This window comes from Kitasatospora sp. NPDC096147 (assembly GCF_044763225.1).
GTDB lineage: Bacteria > Actinomycetota > Actinomycetes > Streptomycetales > Streptomycetaceae > Kitasatospora.
The window spans coordinates 203867-220948 of record NZ_JBIWFX010000007.1; the positions used below are offsets into that span (position 1 = coordinate 203867).

Here is a 17082-nt window from a genome sequence, read left to right on the forward strand (position 1 = left end):
CCCCGATACTCCTACCTGGCCACCTGCCCCTTCGTCCACTCGCCCCCCGTCGGGTGCTGCCCCTCGTCCACGGCGGAGAGCGGGGCGGCGACCTGCTCCAGCGGCCTGCGCTCGGCGTCCACACCCCAGCGCAGGGCGGTCAGGCCGCCCGCCACCATCAGCACCGCCCCGACCGCGTAGCCGCCGAAGACCCGCCACGGGCTCGACCCGTCGCCGATCAGGGTGGCGAACAGCCAGGGCGCGACCACCCCGCCGAAGAGCGTGGAGAGGGCGAAGAAGAACGAGATCGCCTGGGCCCGGATCTCCACCGGGAAGACCTCACTGACCGTCAGGTAGGCCGAGGAGGCGGCGGCCGAGGCGATGAAGAAGATCACGCACCAGAGCACGGTCTGCGTGACGGCGTTCAGCATCCCCTCCGCGAACAGCCAGCCGGTGACGAACAGCAGCACCCCCGAGGTGCAGTAGGTCGCGGCGATCATCCGGCGCCGTCCGAGGGTGTCGAAGAGACCGCCGAGCAGCAGCGGCCCGAGCAGGTTGCCGACCGCGAACGGGAAGAGGAAGTAGGCCACCGCGCCGTCCTTGACGCCGTAGAACTCCGCCAGGATCAGCGCGTAGGTGAAGAAGATCGCGTTGTACAGGAAGGACTGGGTGACCATCAGCACGAAGCCGAGGATCGACCGGTTGCGGTGCTCCCGGAACAGCACCCGGGCCAACTCCCGGTAGCCGATCGGCGGGCGCTGCCGCAGCGCGATCCCCTCGCTCTCCGGCACGGCCGTCAGCTTCGTCCCGGCCGCCTCGACCTGCCGCTCGATCTCGCCCACCGTCTGCTCGGCCTCGGCCGTCCGACCGTGCGTCAGCAGCCACCTGGGGCTCTCCGGCAGGGTGCGGCGCAGCCCCCAGATCAGGACCCCGATCACCGGGCCGACCAGCAGCCCCAGCCGCCAGCCGAGGTCCGGACCGAACAGCGCGGGGTTCAGGAAGGCGAGGTTGGCGGCGGCGCCGATGATCGCCCCGAGCCAGTAGGTGCCGTTCACGGCCAGGTCGGCGTGGCCCCGGTGGCGGCTCGGGATCAGCTCGTCGATGGCCGAGTTGAGCGCGGCGTACTCGCCGCCGATGCCCGCGCCGGCGATGAACCGGGTGACGGCGAAGAAGGTGAAGTCCATGGACAGCGCCGTCAGCCCGTTGCCCAGCAGGTAGACCGCGAGGGTGACGATGAACAGCTTCCGCCGCCCCAGACGGTCCGCCAGCCGCCCGAACACCAGCGCCCCGACCACCTCGCCGAGCAGGTAGATGCTGGCCGTCAGCCCGACCTGGGAGGAGCTGAGGCCCAGGGTGGCGCCGTCCCGCAGCCGGTCGGCGATCGACCCGGCGATGGTGATCTCGATCCCGTCCAGCACCCAGGTGATCCCGAGCGCGATCACCACCTTCCAGTGGAACCGGCTCCACGGCAGCCGGTCCAGGCGTTGCGGCACCGTGCTGCGCACCACCGTGCCGGGTGTCTCCTGATACGTCGTCATGACCACGGACCTCCATGCCGTTCACCGCGAAACCGTCCGGGTCTGCGTGTGGCTGCCGGTCGGTGGGTTCAAACCTCCTCGGTGGCGCGCGGGGGGGGGGTCGGAGCGGGGGGACCGGGCCCGGCCCGGAGGCCGAGGCGGAGAGCGGGTGGAGAGCGGGGCGGATGGATCCGGTGATCGGGGGTAGCCGGGTCAGCGACACCGACGCGACCCGAGGAGAGGACCCACCGATGACCACAGGGACACCCGGCGACGACGTCCCCGCGCCGACCGCCGACCAGTTGAGCGCCGAAGTCGCCCGTACCCACCGCCAGTTGGGCCGCACCATGGAACGCCTCGACGAGGCGGTCCCGGACCCGGCGGACCAGACGACCGAGGGCGGGCACACCGTGGCGGAAGTGGCCCAGCAGGCCCGCGATCTCGCCGGCCAGGCTGCCTCGACGGTGCGCGAGACGGTGACCCACGTGGTGGACGCCGCGCGGGCCCACACGCCGGAGGCGCGCGAGCAGCTCGACCAGGCCACCGCGATGGCCGAGCAGGCGGCGGCCCAGCTCGGGCAGTTCGCCGCCGAGCACACCCCGCCGCACCTCCAGGAGCAGGCCGGCAAGGCCACCGCCGTGCTCCGGGCCAACCGCAAGCCGCTGCTGGTGGCGGCGGCCACCGCGACGGCCACCGCGGCCGGTGTGGTCGCCCTGCGTCGGCTGCGCCGCCGACGGGGCCTGCTGTCGTGAAGGCGGTGGCGCTCGCCTACCGGCCCGTCGGGCTCGCCCTCGGCGTGACCTCGGGCCTGGTGGCGGGCGCGCTGTTCAAGCAGGCGTGGAAGTTGGTCTCCCACGACGACGACGCACCGGACGCCACCGACCAGGAGCGCGGCTGGCCCGAGGTCCTGGTCGCCGCCGCCCTGCACGGGGCGATCTTCGGCTTCGTCAAGGCCGCCGTCGACCGGGGCGGCGCCACCGCCACCCGCCGCCTGACCGGGGTCTGGCCGGCCTGAGCGGGCCGGCCGGATGGGTACGGCCGGATGGGTACGGCCTCCCCCGAACGCGCGGCTCCGGTCGCGGAGGTGACGGGCGGCTGGCACCGTCACAAGGGTTGCCCCGCAGCGGTGCGGGGCGGCCGTCCATGAACAGAGGAGCGATCCGTGTCCGACGCGAGCGACAAGTTCAAGCACAAGGCCGAGGAGGCCGTCGGTGCGGCCAAGGAGAAGACCGGCCAGGTGACCGGCAACGAGCGGCTGGAGGCCGAGGGCCGTGGCGACCAGGCCGAGTCCCAGGCGAAGCAGACGGTCGACGAGCTGAAGGACAAGGCCAAGGAAGGCATCGACAAGATCAAGGGCGCCTTCAAGCGCTGATGCCGGGCCGGAGGCCGCGGTGACACCCCACCCGGGGGTGTCACCGCGGCCTCCGGCTGTTCCGCTGGTGACGGTGCCCCGTCGCGTCCTCGGCCTGCGACCTGGCCCCCAGCCGGGAACGCCCCGGGACCGCCCGACCCTCGCCCGGTTCGGGCGCCAAGGACGCCGTCAGGGCCTCTCCTGACCCTCCGTCATTCCGCGCTGTGGTGACGGATCGTGGGTGATAGGAGAAGCCCTGATGGGCCGGCCGGTCGGAACGGGAACAGGTCGCGCACCGCCTTGAGCAGCATCGACAGCGCCCGTTGCGTGGCCGAGCCCGCGATGTCCTTCCGACGGGTCTCCGAGACAGGACGCGCAGTGTCCTCGCCCTGGTGGGCCGGCCCCCTCCGATCGCCCGCAGGGGCGCGACCACCCCGCTCAGGCGTCCAGGACCGCAGCGCGGGCGAGGCGGTCGAAGGTCCGGTGTAGCACGGCCCGCCGTTCCTCCTTGAAGGCCGGTGAGGGTTCGAGACCGTCGATGCTCTGCTCCCAGACGGCCATAAAGGTCCGCTTCCAGCCCTCGACCACCTCGGCCTCCGGCAGGCTGCCGCCCGCGTAGCCGCCTTCGGCCAGCGCGTGCAGCAGTTCGAGGTGGCACGGCACGGCGACGCCCCAGTACTCGTCCGGCTCCAGCTCGACGGGATCGCCGGCCATCGCCTCGGCGACCTCGCCGACCAGCCGGTCGATGACGATCGACAGGTGGTCCAGTGCCGTGTCGCTCTCGAAGTTGCCGCTGCCCCAGGTCCCCACGAGGTCCCCTCCGGAAGGTGGTGGCGCCGTCTGTTCGGGTCATCGAAGCAGGGCGGGGTGACACCAGGTGCCGGAGGGGATGGAACGGAGGGTGATGCGGCGTCAGTGGCTGTGGTCGATGACGTTGCCGTTGGAGCAGTTGTTGACGTGGTCGCCGACCCAGTCGCCGAGCACCGGCACGACGGCGAGTTCCTGGAGGCAGACGGCGGCGGCGGTGAAGTTCCAGTTGTTGGCGGCGTTGACTCCCCCGCCGAAGTTGCTGTCGTTGTCGGCGTGGGCCGGGGCGACGGCGAGGGAGAGGGCGGCGGCGGTGAGCGCGCACAGCGCGGCGGTCTTCTTCATGCTCCGAGCCCACCAGCCGCCGGGTGCACGGGCGACGGCTGCTGTGCCAGGTGGCCGAGGCGGTTCCCCCGTCCGACGGGGCGTCAGCCCTCCGGGTCCTGGAAGCGGGCGAGTTCGTGGTCGATCATCGACTGGGCGCGGGCCAGCACCCGGGAGTTGTAGGTGCCGGTGGTGCGGATGGTGAGCAGGGCGTCCTGCTGGGCGGAGGCGGCGGTGAGCATCAGCTCGCGGTACTGCTCGCGCGGGTCGACGCCCTCGGCGACCGCCCCGGGGGCGGGGCGCTTGCGGCGGGCGGCGGTGAAGGCGCGGGCCTGGTCGAGGATGGCGGGGTCGTACGGGGTGCCGTCGGGCATGGTGAGGGTGGGATCGGTGAGGGTCTCGGTCACCTTCGCCGAGAGCTCGGCGTAGAGCTCGGTGAAGGCGGCGCGGTCGGCGGCCTCGTCGTCGCCGGGCAGCTTGAGCGCGCGGATCACCCGAGGCAGCGTCAGGCCCTGGAGCAGCAGGGTGGTGCCGGCCACGGTGAAGGCGATCAGCAGCAGCTGCGGGCGGTAGGGGGTGTCGGCGGGGAGGCTCTGGGCGGCGGCGACGGTGACCGCTCCGCGCATGCCGGACCAGGCGATGACCAGGCCGCCGCGCCAGCCGAACTTCTCGTTGATCCTGAACTCGGCGTCGTTGCGCCCGTGTTCGATCCGACCCTCCAGCCGCTTGGGGTCGGTCTTCTGGAACCGGCGCGGCAGCTCCTGCCCGGAGTCGAGCCGGTCGGCGAGGTCGTCCAGCCGGGTCCGGAAGTCCACCGCCTTGTCGGCGTCGCGGCGCAGCGAGGCGACCAGCGGGGCCACGAAGAGCATCCGGATCACGATGGCCAGCAGGGAGGCGAGCAACCCGATGCCGACCGCGTGGGCGACGCTCTGACCGGCGTCCTCGGCCTGGTCCACCAGGGTGCGGAGCTGAAGGCCCATCAGCAGGAAGATGCTGCTCTCCAGCAGGAAGGCGATGGTCTGCCAGTTCACCTCCTCGGCGAGGCGGTCCCGGGCACGGAGGAAGCGCGGGCTGAGGTGGCCGCTGACCAGACCGGTGAGCACGACGGCCAGCACACCGGAGGCGCCGAGCTCCTCGGCGGGCAGGAAGGCGAGGAACGGGACCACGAAGGAGAGCGCGGTGGTCAGCACCGTGTCCTTGAGGCGCCCGCGCACCAGCACGGTGAGCAGGCCGACCAGCACACCGATCACCGAGGCGACCGCGACGGAGAGCAGGAAGTCGGTGCCGACCTTCCACAGGTGCACCGTGGAGGTCATCGCCGCCACCGCCGAGCCGAGCAGCACCAGGGCACTGGCGTCGTTGACCAGGCCCTCGCCCTCCAGGATGGTGGTCAGCCGGGTCGGCAGCCCGAGCCGCTTGCCGATCGAGGTGGCGGCCACCGCGTCGGTGGGGCTGACGATCGCGCCGAGCGCGAAGGCGGCGGCCAGCCCGAGGCCGGGCAGCAGCCAGGCGAACAGGTAGCCGGAGCAGAGCGTGGTGATCACCACCAGCAGCACCGCCAGCCGGAGGATCGCCTTGAGGTCCCGGCGGAAGTCGACGGCGGGCATGTGGACGGCGGAGGCGTACAGCAGCGGGGGCAGCACCACCGTCAGCACGAGGTCGGGCTCGACCTCGATGTGCGGCACCCCCGGCAGGAAGCTGAGCGCCGTCCCGACCACCACCAGGGAGAGCGGGGCGGCGACCCCGATCCGCCGGGAGGCCGCCGCCACCGCCACGATGCTGATCACGCCGAGTACGGCGACCAGCGTCCACACCATCGGCCGACTCCTGTCCTGGTCCCTGCGCCGCCGCACCGGTCGCGCGGGCGCTCACCCCGCATCATGGACGCCGGGCCGGGCCGGACCGTGCTTCCCGGGGCGGACGGCGTGCCGTCGCCGTCAGGCCTCCACGGGGGCGGAGACCTCGCCGGTGCGCCGGAGCTTCTGCCAGCGCAGTCGGCCGCCGGTGACCGCGGTGATCGCGGACTGGAGCAGGACGATGTACATCAGCTGACGGTAGACCAGTTGCTGGGTCGGCAGGCTGATCAGGTGCCAGGGCTTCTCGCGGTCCAGCCGGAAGGCGTACCAGGAGAGGATCGCCTGGATCCCCAGGAAGCCAGCGAAGCTGACCAGGGTGGTGGTGGCGTCCGCGAACACCACGCCGTAGATCAGGAAGATGTCGACCAGTGGCGCCAGCAGCGGGGCGACCACGCCGAACAGCACGACGAGCGGCAGGCCCCGGCGGCCGTACCGCCCTGCCGGTCCCTTGGCGAAGACCGCGCGGCGGTGCTTCCACATCGCCTGCATCGAGCCGTAGCTCCAGCGGTAGCGCTGGGACCAGAGCTGCTGGATGCTCACGGGGGCCTCGGTCCAGGCGCGGGCCCGCTCGGCGTAGACCACCCGCCAACCCTGGCAGAGCACCGCCATGGTGATGTCGGTGTCCTCGGCGAGCGTCTCGTCGCTCATGCCGCCGACGGCGTCGAGGGCCTCCTTGCGGAAGGCGCCGACCGCGCCGGGGATGGTCGGGATGATGCCGAGCATGTCGTACATCCGGCGGTCCAGGTTGTGGCCGAGGACGTACTCGATGTGCTGCCAGGCGCCGATCAGGGTGTCGCGGTTGCCGACCTTGGCGTTGCCGGAGACCGCGCCGATCGTCGGGTCCGCGAAGGGCTGGACCAACTCGCGCACGGTGGACGGTTCGAAGACGGTGTCGCCGTCCATCATCACGATGATGTCGTGCGAGGCGGCCGCGATGCCGGCGTTCAGCGCGCTGGGTTTGCCGCCGTTCACCTTGCGGATCAGCCGCACGAACGGCAGGGCCATCTCCTCGACGACGTCCGCGGTGCCGTCCGAGGAGCCGTCGTCGATGACGATGACCTCGATCGGGTAGTCGCTCGCGGCCAGCGAGTTGAGGGTGTGGGCTATGCACTCGAACTCGTTGTACGCGGGCACCAGCACGGTGACCGGGCGGGTGACGGGCTCGCCCCAGAGGTCCTTGCGCTTGGAGCGCCGGGCGTGCAGCGGGGCGAGCACCAGCATCAGGGCGAAGCGGCCGAAGTTCAGGAAGCCGACCACGGCCAGCAGGGCGATCAGCGCGGGCAGGGTGTGCACCGCCAGCTGGGTGGCCCAGACGTAGCCCTTGCCGGCCCACAGCTGGAAGCCGGTGACCGGCGTGGTCGCGCTGGTGGCGCCGAGCGCCTCGGAGATGGTGGTGAAGCGGTAGCCGTCCGCCTTCAGCTTGTCGATCAGGATGCCGAGCGCCTCGACGGTCTGGGAGCGGTCACCACCGGAGTCGTGCAGCAGGATCAGCTCGCCCGCGTTCGGCGTGGTGGGCATCGCCTCCTTGACGATGGCCTCCACCCCCGGCCGCTTCCAGTCGTCGGTGTCGTGGTCGATGAAGGCCGTGACGTAGCCCCGGGCCCCCAGGTACTTGATGACCGGCCAGGTCCAGTCGTCCAGCGCCTGGGCGTTGGACGAGTACGGCGGGCGGAACAGCGAGCTGTGCACCCCCGCCACGCCGGCCAGCGCCAACTGGGTCTGGGCCATCTCCCAGGTGATCCGGGCGTGCGACTGGAAGGCCAGGTCGGGGTGGGTGAAGCTGTGCAGGCCGATCTCGTGACCGTCCGCCACGATCCGCCGGATCAGGTCCGGGTGACGGGCCGTCATGGCGCCGGTCACGAAGAAGTCCGCGCGCACCTTGCGGGACTCCAGGATCTCCAGGATCTTCGGGGTCCACTCCTCGTCCGGGCCGTCGTCGAAGCTCAGCACCACGGTGCGGTCGGGGATGCGGTAGCTCACCGGGTCGTCGTTGCGCTCACCGCGCGCGTCGATGATCGGGCCGCCGGTGAGCAGGTTCTCCGGCACGGTGGTCTTGTCCGCCGAGTCGGCGACCCGGGTGTCGTGGAACACCTCGTTGGTGGCCAGGCCACGCAGCACGATGAGCGCGAGCAGACAGGCCAGCAGGGAGAGCGGCATGAAGAAGCGCAGTGGCGGCGCGGCCAGTCGGCGCGGCCTGCGCAGGGACTGCCGGCGGCGCTGGTGGCGGGACAATGGTGCTCCTGGAGATGGGTGGTACGGCGGTTCAGGGCTGCTTGGTCGACCGGGCCGAAGGCGTGGCGCCGTGCGGTGCGGTGGTGCCGGAGGTCTTCGAGGTCGGCTTCGCCGTGGGGGTCGCCGGGCGCGTCGTGCCCTTGGAAGGCGTGGTCGACGGCTTCTGGGACGGCTTCTGCGACGGAGCCGGAGTCGGCGACGGTTCGGGGGCCGGTGTCTCCACGGGTGCGGGCGTCTCGGCGACCGGCTGCGCGGGTATCCCCATGGCCGGAGCGTCCGCCTGGACGCCGACCAGGCTGCCGGCCATCACGAAGGCCAGGACCGCGCCGATCACCGAGACCGGCCAGCCGAGACCGCGCAGCAGGCGTCCCCGCCGACCCGACTGGGAGACGAACACCGGTGAGGGATCTGCCTCTTCGAGGCTCGACCCCGGAACGTCGGGCTGCGGCGGCCGGGCCGAACCGCTTTCGACGGAGGTGATGACTGGGCGCACCTTGCCACGCCTTTCAGTGCAGGGCACGTAGACCATCGGAGCGTAGGCCGAACGCTAGTGCACCTCACGAACGGAAAGGCACCCCGTGGGTTGATTTGGACCGATCTGGCAGTCGGCCGTAACCGGATCGCAATGCCCGCCGACGCGCTCCGGAGGGCCCGTCACCTCCCGTTAGGATGTGCCCTTCATCCGAACCGCACGAACGTGTGACCGGTACGTCCCGAGGAGCCCGCGTGAGTCAGCCCCGCCGCCCCCGTCACCACCGCGGGTGGAGCCTCCTCACCCTCCCGGTCCTGCTCGGCACGCTGGCCGCCTGCTCCAGCGGTCCGGTCTCCGGTACCGGCAGCGGCGCCGGGGGCGGCGCCACCGCGACGGCGAAGGGCGGGGCCGCCGCAGTCGCCACCCCGACCCCGACCGGTCCTCCCGGCACGCTCTTCGACAGCTTCCGCTACACGGGTGCCACCGATCCCGCGCTCACCGCCCACGGTTGGGAGGTCCGCACCGGCGAGGGCGGCCCCGGGATCAAGGACACCTGGTCCGACGCCGGCGCGAGCTTCCCCGCCGACTCCACCGCCCAGGGCGGTAGGACCCTCCAGTTGCAGGCCACCACGGACGGCACCGCGAAGGGCACCAAGCAGGTCGAGATCCAGACCACCGGCGTCAAGCTCCTCAACGGCACCTACGCCGCCCGGATCCACCTCAGCGACAAGCCGGCCGCCGGCAAGAACGGCGACCACGTCGTCCAGTCCTACTTCCCGATCTCCACCTCCGACGACTCGGCGAACTACAGCGAGCTGGACTTCGAGTACATGCCGAACGGCGGCTGGGGCGCGCCGGGCCCGCAACTCGACACCACCAGCTGGTTCAAGGCCGATCCGGCGGACCGCTCCACCAAGCCGCACAAGCAGCGCCTCGAGGGCTGGCACATCATGATGGTCACCGCCGTGGACGGCAAGGCCACCTACTCGCTCGACGGCAAGGACCTCTTCACCAGCACCGGCAAGTACGTCCCGCGCGAGAAGATGAACGTCCACTTCAGCAACTGGTTCATCGACCTGCTGCCCTCCCTGGGCGGACAGCGCACCTGGAACATGAAGGTCAACTGGTTCTACTACAAGGACGCCGCGGCCGTCTCCTATGCGGACGTCCAGAAGACGGTGGACGGCTTCTACGCCGCCGGCACCGACTTCGTGGACACCCTGCCCAAGTCCTGAGCCCCGCCCGGGTCCTCGGGCCGGGCCGGCCCGAGGACCTACGGTCAGCCCTTGGCGATGTCCACGTGGATGTTGAAGCGCACGGACACGAAGGAGACGAACATGTTGCCCTGCACCTTGCGGCGGGCCAGCGTGGCGCCCACGCTGCCCTTGCCCTTCTCGTCCTTGTTCTCGGGCTCGAGTGCCTTGAAGCCGAAGAACAGGTCGGAGTCGACGGATGCGGCGAGCTTGGCCAGGCGCTCCCAGTCGGCGGCCATCTGCGCGTAGCGGTCGGCCTTGACGGCGGTGCTGTAGGTCATGTCGGTCTGGGCACCGTCGATGTATTGGGCGCTCGCCTCCAGGAAGGCGGCGAGGGCGTCCGAGATGATCGCCTTCGAGGTCCCATCGAGTGCCCGGACCTTGGCGACCAGTGCGTTGAGCTTGGTGGTGATCGCCCGGCGGCGCTTCTCCTTGGCGGTGTCCTTGGCCTTCTCGTCCTTGTCCGCCAGGATGGCGTCGTAGGTGGTCTTCAGACCGATCGTCGGGTCACAGGCCATCCGGAGCGAGGTGCTCCAGGCGTCGGCGTCGATCCAGCCCGGGTCGAAGTCGATCTCCTTGCAGAACTCCCGGAGCAGCCTCTCCGCCTCGTCCTCGTCGATGGCGTGCTCGATCTTCCTGGTCGTCTTCGGCATGGTGGACCCCCTCCACTGTCCGTGCCCACCCGGGCCGCGCGCCCGGCTCGGCCAGCAGCGTCCCACCGCGTCCACGGCACGTCACCCGGTGGCGCGGCTTCCGCTTCGGGGCCGCTGACGGGAGGTCAGGAGAGCTGCTCGGCCAGGCCGACCACGATGCCCTCGGGGCCACGGAGGTAGCAGAGCAGGTAGACGTCCTCGAACCGCACGATCTCGCCCACGAGTTCGGCGCCCCGCTGCCGCATCCGACCGACCACCTCGTGCAGGTCGTCCACGGCGAACATCACCCGGCGCAGGCCCAGGGTGTTCGCCGGGGCCTCGGCGGGGACGGGCGTGATCGCCTCGGGCTGGTGGAACCGGGCCAGCTCGATCCGGCCCGGGCCGTCCGGCACCCGGAGCATCGCGATCTCCTGGCGGACGCCGGTGAGGCCGATCACCCGTTCGGCGCCCGGCCAGTCCAGCGGGCCCCGGCCCTCCAACTCCAGGCCGAGGGCGAGGAAGAACGCGATGACGGCATCGAGGTCGTCCACCACGATCAGGACGTTGTCCAGGCGTCGGATCGCCATGAGGGGTGTCTCCTCCGGGTCGGGATGAGGGTGCGTCAGAGGGCGGCGCGGGCCAGGCGGAGCAGCCCGGCCCGGATCCTGGCTGGGCCCAGCTCCGGGAGCAGGGCGGCGACCTGCTCGGCGGCGAGCGGGGCGAGCAGGGCGTGGGCGGTGTACTCGGGGTCGGGGGCGGGAGCGGGGGCGTCGGCGAGCAGCAGGGCGACGTGGTGGTGCCAGAAGCGGTAGGCGCCGATGCGGTGGCGGGCGCCGGGGGAGGCGGTCTCGGACATCCGGACCAGGGCGAGGTGGTCCAGCAGGTAGTCGAGGTAGGCGGAGAGGAAGGCGGGCAGGCGTTCGGCGGCCGGGGCGCCGGGGCCGAGCGGGGGCGGACCCTGGATGACGGCCTCCTGGAGGACGCGTTCGCGACTGTCCAGCAGTGCCGCCGCCAGGCCCGACTTGTCGCCGAAGCGGCGGAACAGCGTGCCCTTCCCGACCCCCGCCGCCGTCGCGATCTGGTCCATCGAGACGGCCTCGACGCCGTGCTCGGCGAACAGCCGGGCCGCCGCCTCCAGGACGGCCGCGCGGTTGCGGGCCGCGTCGGCGCGCTCCTTGGGCGGGGGCGTGCGCAGCAGTTCGAGCGGCACGGGTGCCGGAGGCGTTGCGGAAGCGGACTGCGGTCCGTTAATGTCGTGAGCCACAAGAGGACTGTAGTCCGATTCTCTGTAGGAGGCACTGCCATGACCGCACTCATCACCCGCGACGAACTCGCCGCAGCCATCGGGGCCGGCACCGTGACCGTCGTCGACACCCTCGGCGGCCAGTACCACGCCCAGCAGCACCTGCCGGGCGCGCTGGCCCTGACGCCGGGCGAGGTGGACGCCCTGGCGGCCACCGTGCTGCCGGACCGCACCGCCGCCATCGTCACCTACTGCTCCAACCCGGCCTGCCCCAACAGCGGCCAGGTCGCCGACCGGCTGACCGCCCTCGGCTACACCGACGTCCGCAAGTACCGGGAGGGCATCCAGGACTGGGTGGAGGCCGGTCTGCCCACCGAGTCCGCCTGACGGACCGGCAGGGGACGGGGGCGGACGGGACCGGGGCACGGAGGGGACGCCCCGGACCCGTCCGGTCCGCCGGTCCGCCGGTCCGCCGGTCCGCCGGGGCGGTCGGCGGTCGGCGGTGGGGCACCGGGGCGGCCGGCCCGGGACGGCGGCGCGAACCGGTGCCCGAGGTGGCAATCCACTGTCCGACCGGCTCCGAACCGTAGTCTGCGGACCCCAGCACCGGTCCGCCCGCGCGCTCGAACCGACCCGGGACCACCACGATGACCGTCTCCATCGCCCTGTTCACCCAGGACCTGCGACTGCACGACAACCCCGTCCTGCACGCCGCCCGGACCGCCGACACCACCGTCCCGCTGTTCGTGCTGGACCCGGCCGTCGACAAGGCCGGCTTCGCCGCTCCGAACCGGATGGCCTTCCTCGCCGACTGCCTGGCCGACCTCGACCGGGAACTGCGCAGACGCGGCTCCCGGCTGATCCTGCGGCACGGCGACCCGGCCGAGCAGGCCGCCCGGCTGGCGGCGGAGACCGGGGCCGCCGAGGTGCACGTCGCGGCGGGGGTGAGCGCCTTCGCCCATCGCCGGGAGGCCCGGCTGCGCGAGCTGCTCGGCGACCGGCTGCGGGTGCACGACGCCTCGCTCACCGTGGTCCCGGCCGGGGCCGTCACCCCGGCGGGCAAGGACCACTACGCCGTCTTCACCCCGTACCACCGCGCCTGGCAGCAGGCCCCGCGCCGGGCGGTGCTCGGGGCGCCGCGCGTCCTGCGCCTGCCGGACGACGTCACGAGCGAGCCGCTGCCCACCGCTGACGGCACGTCACCCGGGCTGGCCGCCGGCGGCGAGAGTGCCGCCCGCGAGCACTGGAAGCGCTGGGACCCGGACGCGTACGCCGAGCTCCACGACGCCCTGGCCGCCGACGGCACCTCGCGGCTCTCGCCGTACCTGCACTTCGGCTGCCTCTCCGCGAACGAGCTGGCCGATCGGGCCACCGCCCACGGCGGCGCGGGCGCCGAGGCGTTCGTCCGTCAGCTGGCCTGGCGGGACTTCCACCACCAGGTGCTCGCCGCCCGCCCCGAGGCGGCCCACCGGGACTACCGCAGCCGGGAGGACCGCTGGCACCAGGACGAGGCGGAGGCCGAGGCCTGGCGGCAGGGCCGCACCGGCTACCCGATCGTGGACGCGGGCATGCGCCAGCTGCGCCACGAGGGCTGGATGCACAACCGCGCCCGGCTGCTGACGGCCAGTTTCCTGGTCAAGTCGCTCTACCTGGACTGGCGGATCGGCGCCCGCCACTTCCTCTCCCTGCTGGTCGACGGGGACGTGGCCAACAACCAGCTCAACTGGCAGTGGACCGCCGGCACCGGCACCGACACCCGGCCGAACCGGGTGCTCAACCCCCTCCGGCAGGCGGACCGTTACGACCCCGACGGCGCGTACGTGCGGCGCTGGGTCCCCGAGCTGGCCCACCTCCCCGGCGCCGCGATCCACCGCCCCTGGGGCCACGCCCCCGACTACCCGGACCCGATCGTCGCCCCGGAGTCGCTGGGCGCCCGGCTCCGGCACGCCCGCGCCCTCGACTGAGCAGGAGGAGCACCGATGACACCCGCCCCCGGACGCCCCGACGTCGTGGTGATCGGCGCCGGCCTGGCCGGCCTGGCCTGCGCCGCCGACCTGACCGCAGCCGGACGCACCGTCCGGCTGCTGGAGGCCTCCGACGCCGTCGGCGGCCGGATGCGCACCGACCTGGTCGGCGGCTTCCGGCTCGACCGGGGCTTCCAGGTCTTCAACACCGGCTACCCACAGGTGCGTTCACGCCTGGACACCGGGTCGCTGGACCTGCGGCCGTTCAGCCCCGGCTTCCTGCTGGCCGGCTCCCGGGGGCGGCGGCGGTTCGCCCACCCGCTGCGCAGCCCCGGGCAGTGCGGCGACCTGCTCACCGGCCGGCTCGCGCCCCGGCGGGACGCCGCCGCGCTCGGGGTGCTGAGTGCGCGCGACCTGCTGACCCCGGCCGCCCGGCTGCGCGCGGCCCCCGACCGGACCACCGCCGAGGCGCTGCGGGCGGCCGGGATCTCCGGGCCGGTGGTCGACCACGTGCTGCGGCCGTTCCTGTCCGGGATCTTCCTGGAGGACGGACTCACCACCTCCAGCCGGGTGTTCCACCTCTACTGGCGGAGCATGCTGCGCGGCACCCTCGGCCTGCCCGCCGACGGCATCCGGGCCGTCCCCGAGCAACTGGCCGCGGCCCTGCCGCCGGGCGTCCTGCGGCTGGAGACCCCGGTGGCGGCGGTCCGTGCGGGCACCGTGACCCTGACGGGCGGTCAGGAGCTGGACTGCGGCACGGTGGTGGTCGCCACCGACCCGGCCACCGCCGCCGGCCTGCTCCCGGGGCTCCCCGTCCCCGAGGCCAGGGCGGTGACCACCCTCTACCACGTCACCGACCGCCCGCCGCTGGACGAGCCGACCCTGGTGGTGGACGCGGGCCGGCAGCTGCTCAACTCCGTGGTGCTCTCCCGGGTCGCCCCCTCCTACGCCCCGCCCGGCCGGCACCTGATCGCCACCTCGGTGCTCGGCAGCACACCGGACGAGCCGGCCGTCCGGGACCGCCTGGCGGTGCTGTACGGCCGGGACACCGCCGCCTGGGACCTGCTCGCCACCTACCGCATCCCCTACGCCCTGCCCGCGATGCCCGCCCCGCACCCGCTGACCCGCACCACCCGGTACGCCCCGGGCCTGCACGTCTGCGGTGACCACCGTGCCACCGCCTCCGTCCAGGGTGCCCTGGCCTCCGGCGCCCGGGCGGCCCGGGAGGTGCTGGCCGGGACCGCCTGACCGCACTCCGCACCACGCATGAGCGCCGGACCCGGGTCCGGCGCTCATGCGTGGTGCGGGCAGAGCAGGGTGGCGGGCAGGCAGTCGGCCACGCCGTCCAGGGGCGGCGCCGAATCGCCCTCCGGGGCCGTTCACCGCCTCCCCGGGCGCGGTGGAGGCCCGGACCGTACCGCAGCACTCCCGCCGCCCTCCCCGTACCGGTGTGCGCAGGGCGTCCTGCCCGACTGGCGGACCTGTTCGATCACCGCCCTGGGCGGCGTCGTAGGCTGCCGTCATGTCGACCACGCTTCCCACCACTCCCGCCGATGCCTTCGCGATGCTGATGGCCGGCAACGGACGGTTCGTCACCGGCGAGCCCGAGCACCCCAACCAGGACGCCGCCCGGCGCACCGAGATCGCCCCGGAGCAGAACCCGTTCGCCGTCATGTTCGGCTGCGCCGACTCCCGGCTGGCCGCCGAGATCATCTTCGACCGGGGCCTCGGTGACCTGTTCGTGGTCCGCACCGCCGGGCAGGTGGTCGGGCCCGAGGTGCTGGGCAGCATCGAGTACGGCGTCGCCGTGCTCGGTGCCCCGCTGGTGGTCGTGCTCGGCCACGACTCCTGCGGTGCGGTCGCCGCGACCCGGGCCGCCGTGGAGGCGGGCACCCGGGCGCCCGGCTTCGTCCGGGACGTGATCGAGCGGGTCACCCCGAGCGTGCTCACCGCCCGGGCGGCCGGCCACACCGAGGACGGCGAGTTCATAGCGGAGCACATCCGCCAGACCGTGGACCTGCTGGTCGACCGCTCCCGCATCCTGGCCGAGGCGATCGAGGCCGGCCGGGTCGCGGTGGTCGGCCTCTCGTACCGCCTGGTGGACGGCAGCGCCCACGTGATCGCGGCCCACGGGCTGGACGGCGTCGCCGCCGCCTGACCCTCCGTCACCGCAGCCGCCCGGACCAGGCACGGCCGCCTGGTCCGGGCGGCCGCGCCTGGCTACCATCGGTGCTGCCCGAGCCGCCGAAGGGGACCCATGGTGCTGAACGACCCGGCCTTCTACCGCGACCGGTACCCGCACTACGCCGCGCTCCGCGCGAAGGCACCGGTGCTGCCCGTCCCGTTCGGCGGGAGCGAGGCGGGGGCGGTGGTGGTGACGGGGCACCAGGAGGCGCGGGAGGCGCTGGCCGGGGCGGCGCTGTCGAAGGACACCACCGCGTACTTCGCCGACAAGGAGTCCGACCGGGAGCTGCACCCGGCGATCGCGCGGAACCTGCTCACCACCGATCCGCCCGAGCACACCCGGCTGCGCCGCCTGGTCACCCGCGCCTTCACCACCGCCACCGTCCAGCGGCTCCGGCCGGCCATCGAGGCGCTGGCCCGCAAGCTGACGGCGGACTGGGCACCGGGCCGCGAGGTGGACCTGATCGAGGGGCTGGCCGCCCCGCTGCCGGTCACCGTGATCTGCGAACTGCTCGGCGTGCCGGAGGCGGACCGGGACGCGATCGGCGTCTGGTCGGCCGAGCTCTTCGTCACCGGGGACCACACCCGGATCGACGCCGCCTCGCACGCCCTGGCTGCCTACATGGCCGGGCTGATCGCGGCCAAGCGCAGCAGGCCCGACGGTGCGCTGATCTCCGGGCTGATCGCGGCCCGGGACGGCGTTGACGCCCCGTTGGACGAGCACGAGCTGCTCTCGCTGGCGATCCTGCTGCTGGTGGCGGGGCACGAGACCACCACCGCCGCGATCGGCAACGGCGTGCTCGCGCTGCTGCGCCACCCCGGGGCGTGGCAGGCGCTGCTCGCCGACCGGGGCCGGGTGCCGGCCGCCGTCGACGAACTGCTCCGGTACGACGCCCCGGTCTCGATCGCCACCTGGCGGTGGGCACCGGCCGCCACCGTGCTCGGCGGGCAGCCCGTGCCGGCCGGCCGCCCGGTCTTCGTCTGCCCGGGCGCGGCCAACCGCGACCCGGCCCGCTTCCCGGACCCGGACCGGCTGGACCTCGACCGCCCGGACGCCGCCGCCCACCTGAGCTTCGGTCACGGCGTCCACCGCTGCCTGGGGGCACCACTCGCCCACGCCGAGCTGGAGATCACCCTGCGGGTGCTGCTGGAGCGCTTCCCGGGGATGCGGCTCGCCGGACCGGCGGAGGAGCTGACCTGGCGTCACTCCCGGCTGTTCCGCGGCCTGACCGCCCTGCCGGTCCTGCCCTGAGCGGTGGTCCCGTCCT

The 17082-nt window shown here is 73.1% G+C and carries 18 protein-coding genes; 9 read left to right on the top strand and 9 right to left on the bottom strand.

Annotated elements, in window-relative coordinates:
• Positions 1–11: 11 nt before the first annotated feature.
• Positions 12–1517: an MFS transporter gene (locus ACIRBX_RS23075; protein WP_402298972.1), complete on the bottom strand. Its 1506-nt coding sequence runs from the start codon at positions 1515–1517 to the stop codon at positions 12–14.
• 230 nt (positions 1518–1747) lie between these two features.
• Between ACIRBX_RS23075 and ACIRBX_RS23080 the strand changes: the two genes are divergently transcribed.
• The 3 genes from ACIRBX_RS23080 to ACIRBX_RS23090 all read left to right on the top strand — a co-directional run bounded on the left by ACIRBX_RS23080 (position 1748) and on the right by ACIRBX_RS23090 (position 2868).
• Positions 1748–2248 carry a hypothetical protein gene (locus ACIRBX_RS23080; RefSeq protein ID WP_402298974.1) on the top strand — a complete coding sequence of 167 codons (501 nt, stop codon included), beginning with the start codon at positions 1748–1750 and terminating at the stop codon, positions 2246–2248.
• Positions 2245–2511: a DUF4235 domain-containing protein gene (locus tag ACIRBX_RS23085; RefSeq protein WP_402298976.1), complete on the top strand. Its 267-nt coding sequence runs from the start codon at positions 2245–2247 to the stop codon at positions 2509–2511. Before ACIRBX_RS23080 ends, ACIRBX_RS23085 begins: the two co-directional genes overlap by 4 nt.
• A 147-nt stretch (positions 2512–2658) precedes the next feature.
• Positions 2659–2868, top strand: coding sequence for a CsbD family protein (locus ACIRBX_RS23090; RefSeq protein ID WP_402298977.1), 210 nt, complete (start codon positions 2659–2661; stop codon positions 2866–2868).
• A 417-nt stretch (positions 2869–3285) separates the two neighbouring features.
• Here the strand turns inward: ACIRBX_RS23090 and ACIRBX_RS23095 are convergent, their stop codons facing one another.
• From ACIRBX_RS23095 to ACIRBX_RS23115, 5 genes are all read right to left on the bottom strand, one after another.
• The gene (locus tag ACIRBX_RS23095) at positions 3286–3657 is read right to left on the bottom strand and encodes a DUF4259 domain-containing protein (protein WP_402298978.1); all 372 of its coding nucleotides are present in this window, start codon (positions 3655–3657) and stop codon (positions 3286–3288) included.
• Positions 3658–3759: 102 nt separating this feature from the next.
• Positions 3760–3999: a hypothetical protein gene (locus ACIRBX_RS23100; protein WP_402298979.1), complete on the bottom strand. Its 240-nt coding sequence runs from the start codon at positions 3997–3999 to the stop codon at positions 3760–3762.
• Positions 4000–4082: 83 nt separating this feature from the next.
• Entirely contained in the window at positions 4083–5795 is a 1713-nt protein-coding gene (locus ACIRBX_RS23105; protein ID WP_402298980.1) for a cation:proton antiporter, read from the bottom strand.
• Between the two features lie 120 nt (positions 5796–5915).
• On the bottom strand, positions 5916–7991 hold the full coding sequence (locus ACIRBX_RS23110; protein WP_402299226.1) for a bifunctional polysaccharide deacetylase/glycosyltransferase family 2 protein: 2076 nt from the start codon (positions 7989–7991) through the stop codon (positions 5916–5918).
• Between the two features lie 106 nt (positions 7992–8097).
• Positions 8098–8463: a hypothetical protein gene (locus ACIRBX_RS23115; RefSeq protein WP_402298982.1), complete on the bottom strand. Its 366-nt coding sequence runs from the start codon at positions 8461–8463 to the stop codon at positions 8098–8100.
• A 329-nt stretch (positions 8464–8792) separates the two neighbouring features.
• On the opposite strand from ACIRBX_RS23115, the gene ACIRBX_RS23120 reads away from it, so the two are divergent.
• Entirely contained in the window at positions 8793–9773 is a 981-nt protein-coding gene (locus ACIRBX_RS23120) for a glycoside hydrolase family 16 protein (RefSeq protein WP_402298983.1), read from the top strand.
• 44 nt (positions 9774–9817) lie between these two features.
• On the opposite strand, the gene ACIRBX_RS23125 is transcribed toward ACIRBX_RS23120, so the two are convergent.
• The 3 genes from ACIRBX_RS23125 to ACIRBX_RS23135 form a co-directional block, all read right to left on the bottom strand.
• Complete coding sequence (locus ACIRBX_RS23125) at positions 9818–10444, bottom strand: hypothetical protein (RefSeq protein ID WP_402298984.1); 627 nt, start codon at positions 10442–10444, stop codon at positions 9818–9820.
• A gap of 125 nt (positions 10445–10569) precedes the next feature.
• On the bottom strand, positions 10570–11010 hold the full coding sequence (locus ACIRBX_RS23130; RefSeq protein WP_402298986.1) for a VOC family protein: 441 nt from the start codon (positions 11008–11010) through the stop codon (positions 10570–10572).
• A 35-nt stretch (positions 11011–11045) separates the two neighbouring features.
• Positions 11046–11633 (bottom strand): TetR/AcrR family transcriptional regulator, encoded by a 588-nt coding sequence (locus tag ACIRBX_RS23135; protein WP_402298987.1) that lies wholly within the window; start codon positions 11631–11633, stop codon positions 11046–11048.
• Between the two features lie 93 nt (positions 11634–11726).
• Between ACIRBX_RS23135 and ACIRBX_RS23140 the strand changes: the two genes are divergently transcribed.
• The 5 genes from ACIRBX_RS23140 (at position 11727) to ACIRBX_RS23160 (ending at position 17066) form a co-directional block, all read left to right on the top strand.
• Complete coding sequence (locus ACIRBX_RS23140; RefSeq protein ID WP_402298989.1) at positions 11727–12053, top strand: rhodanese-like domain-containing protein; 327 nt, start codon at positions 11727–11729, stop codon at positions 12051–12053.
• A 260-nt stretch (positions 12054–12313) separates the two neighbouring features.
• Positions 12314–13630, top strand: coding sequence for a cryptochrome/photolyase family protein (locus ACIRBX_RS23145; RefSeq protein WP_402298990.1), 1317 nt, complete (start codon positions 12314–12316; stop codon positions 13628–13630).
• A gap of 15 nt (positions 13631–13645) precedes the next feature.
• Entirely contained in the window at positions 13646–14878 is a 1233-nt protein-coding gene (locus ACIRBX_RS23150) for an NAD(P)/FAD-dependent oxidoreductase (protein WP_402298991.1), read from the top strand.
• A 274-nt stretch (positions 14879–15152) separates the two neighbouring features.
• Entirely contained in the window at positions 15153–15788 is a 636-nt protein-coding gene (locus ACIRBX_RS23155; protein WP_402298992.1) for a carbonic anhydrase, read from the top strand.
• Positions 15789–15887: 99 nt separating this feature from the next.
• Positions 15888–17066, top strand: a complete 1179-nt coding sequence (locus tag ACIRBX_RS23160; protein ID WP_402298994.1) for a cytochrome P450 — start codon at positions 15888–15890, stop codon at positions 17064–17066.
• The last annotated feature ends 16 nt before the right edge of the window (positions 17067–17082 follow it).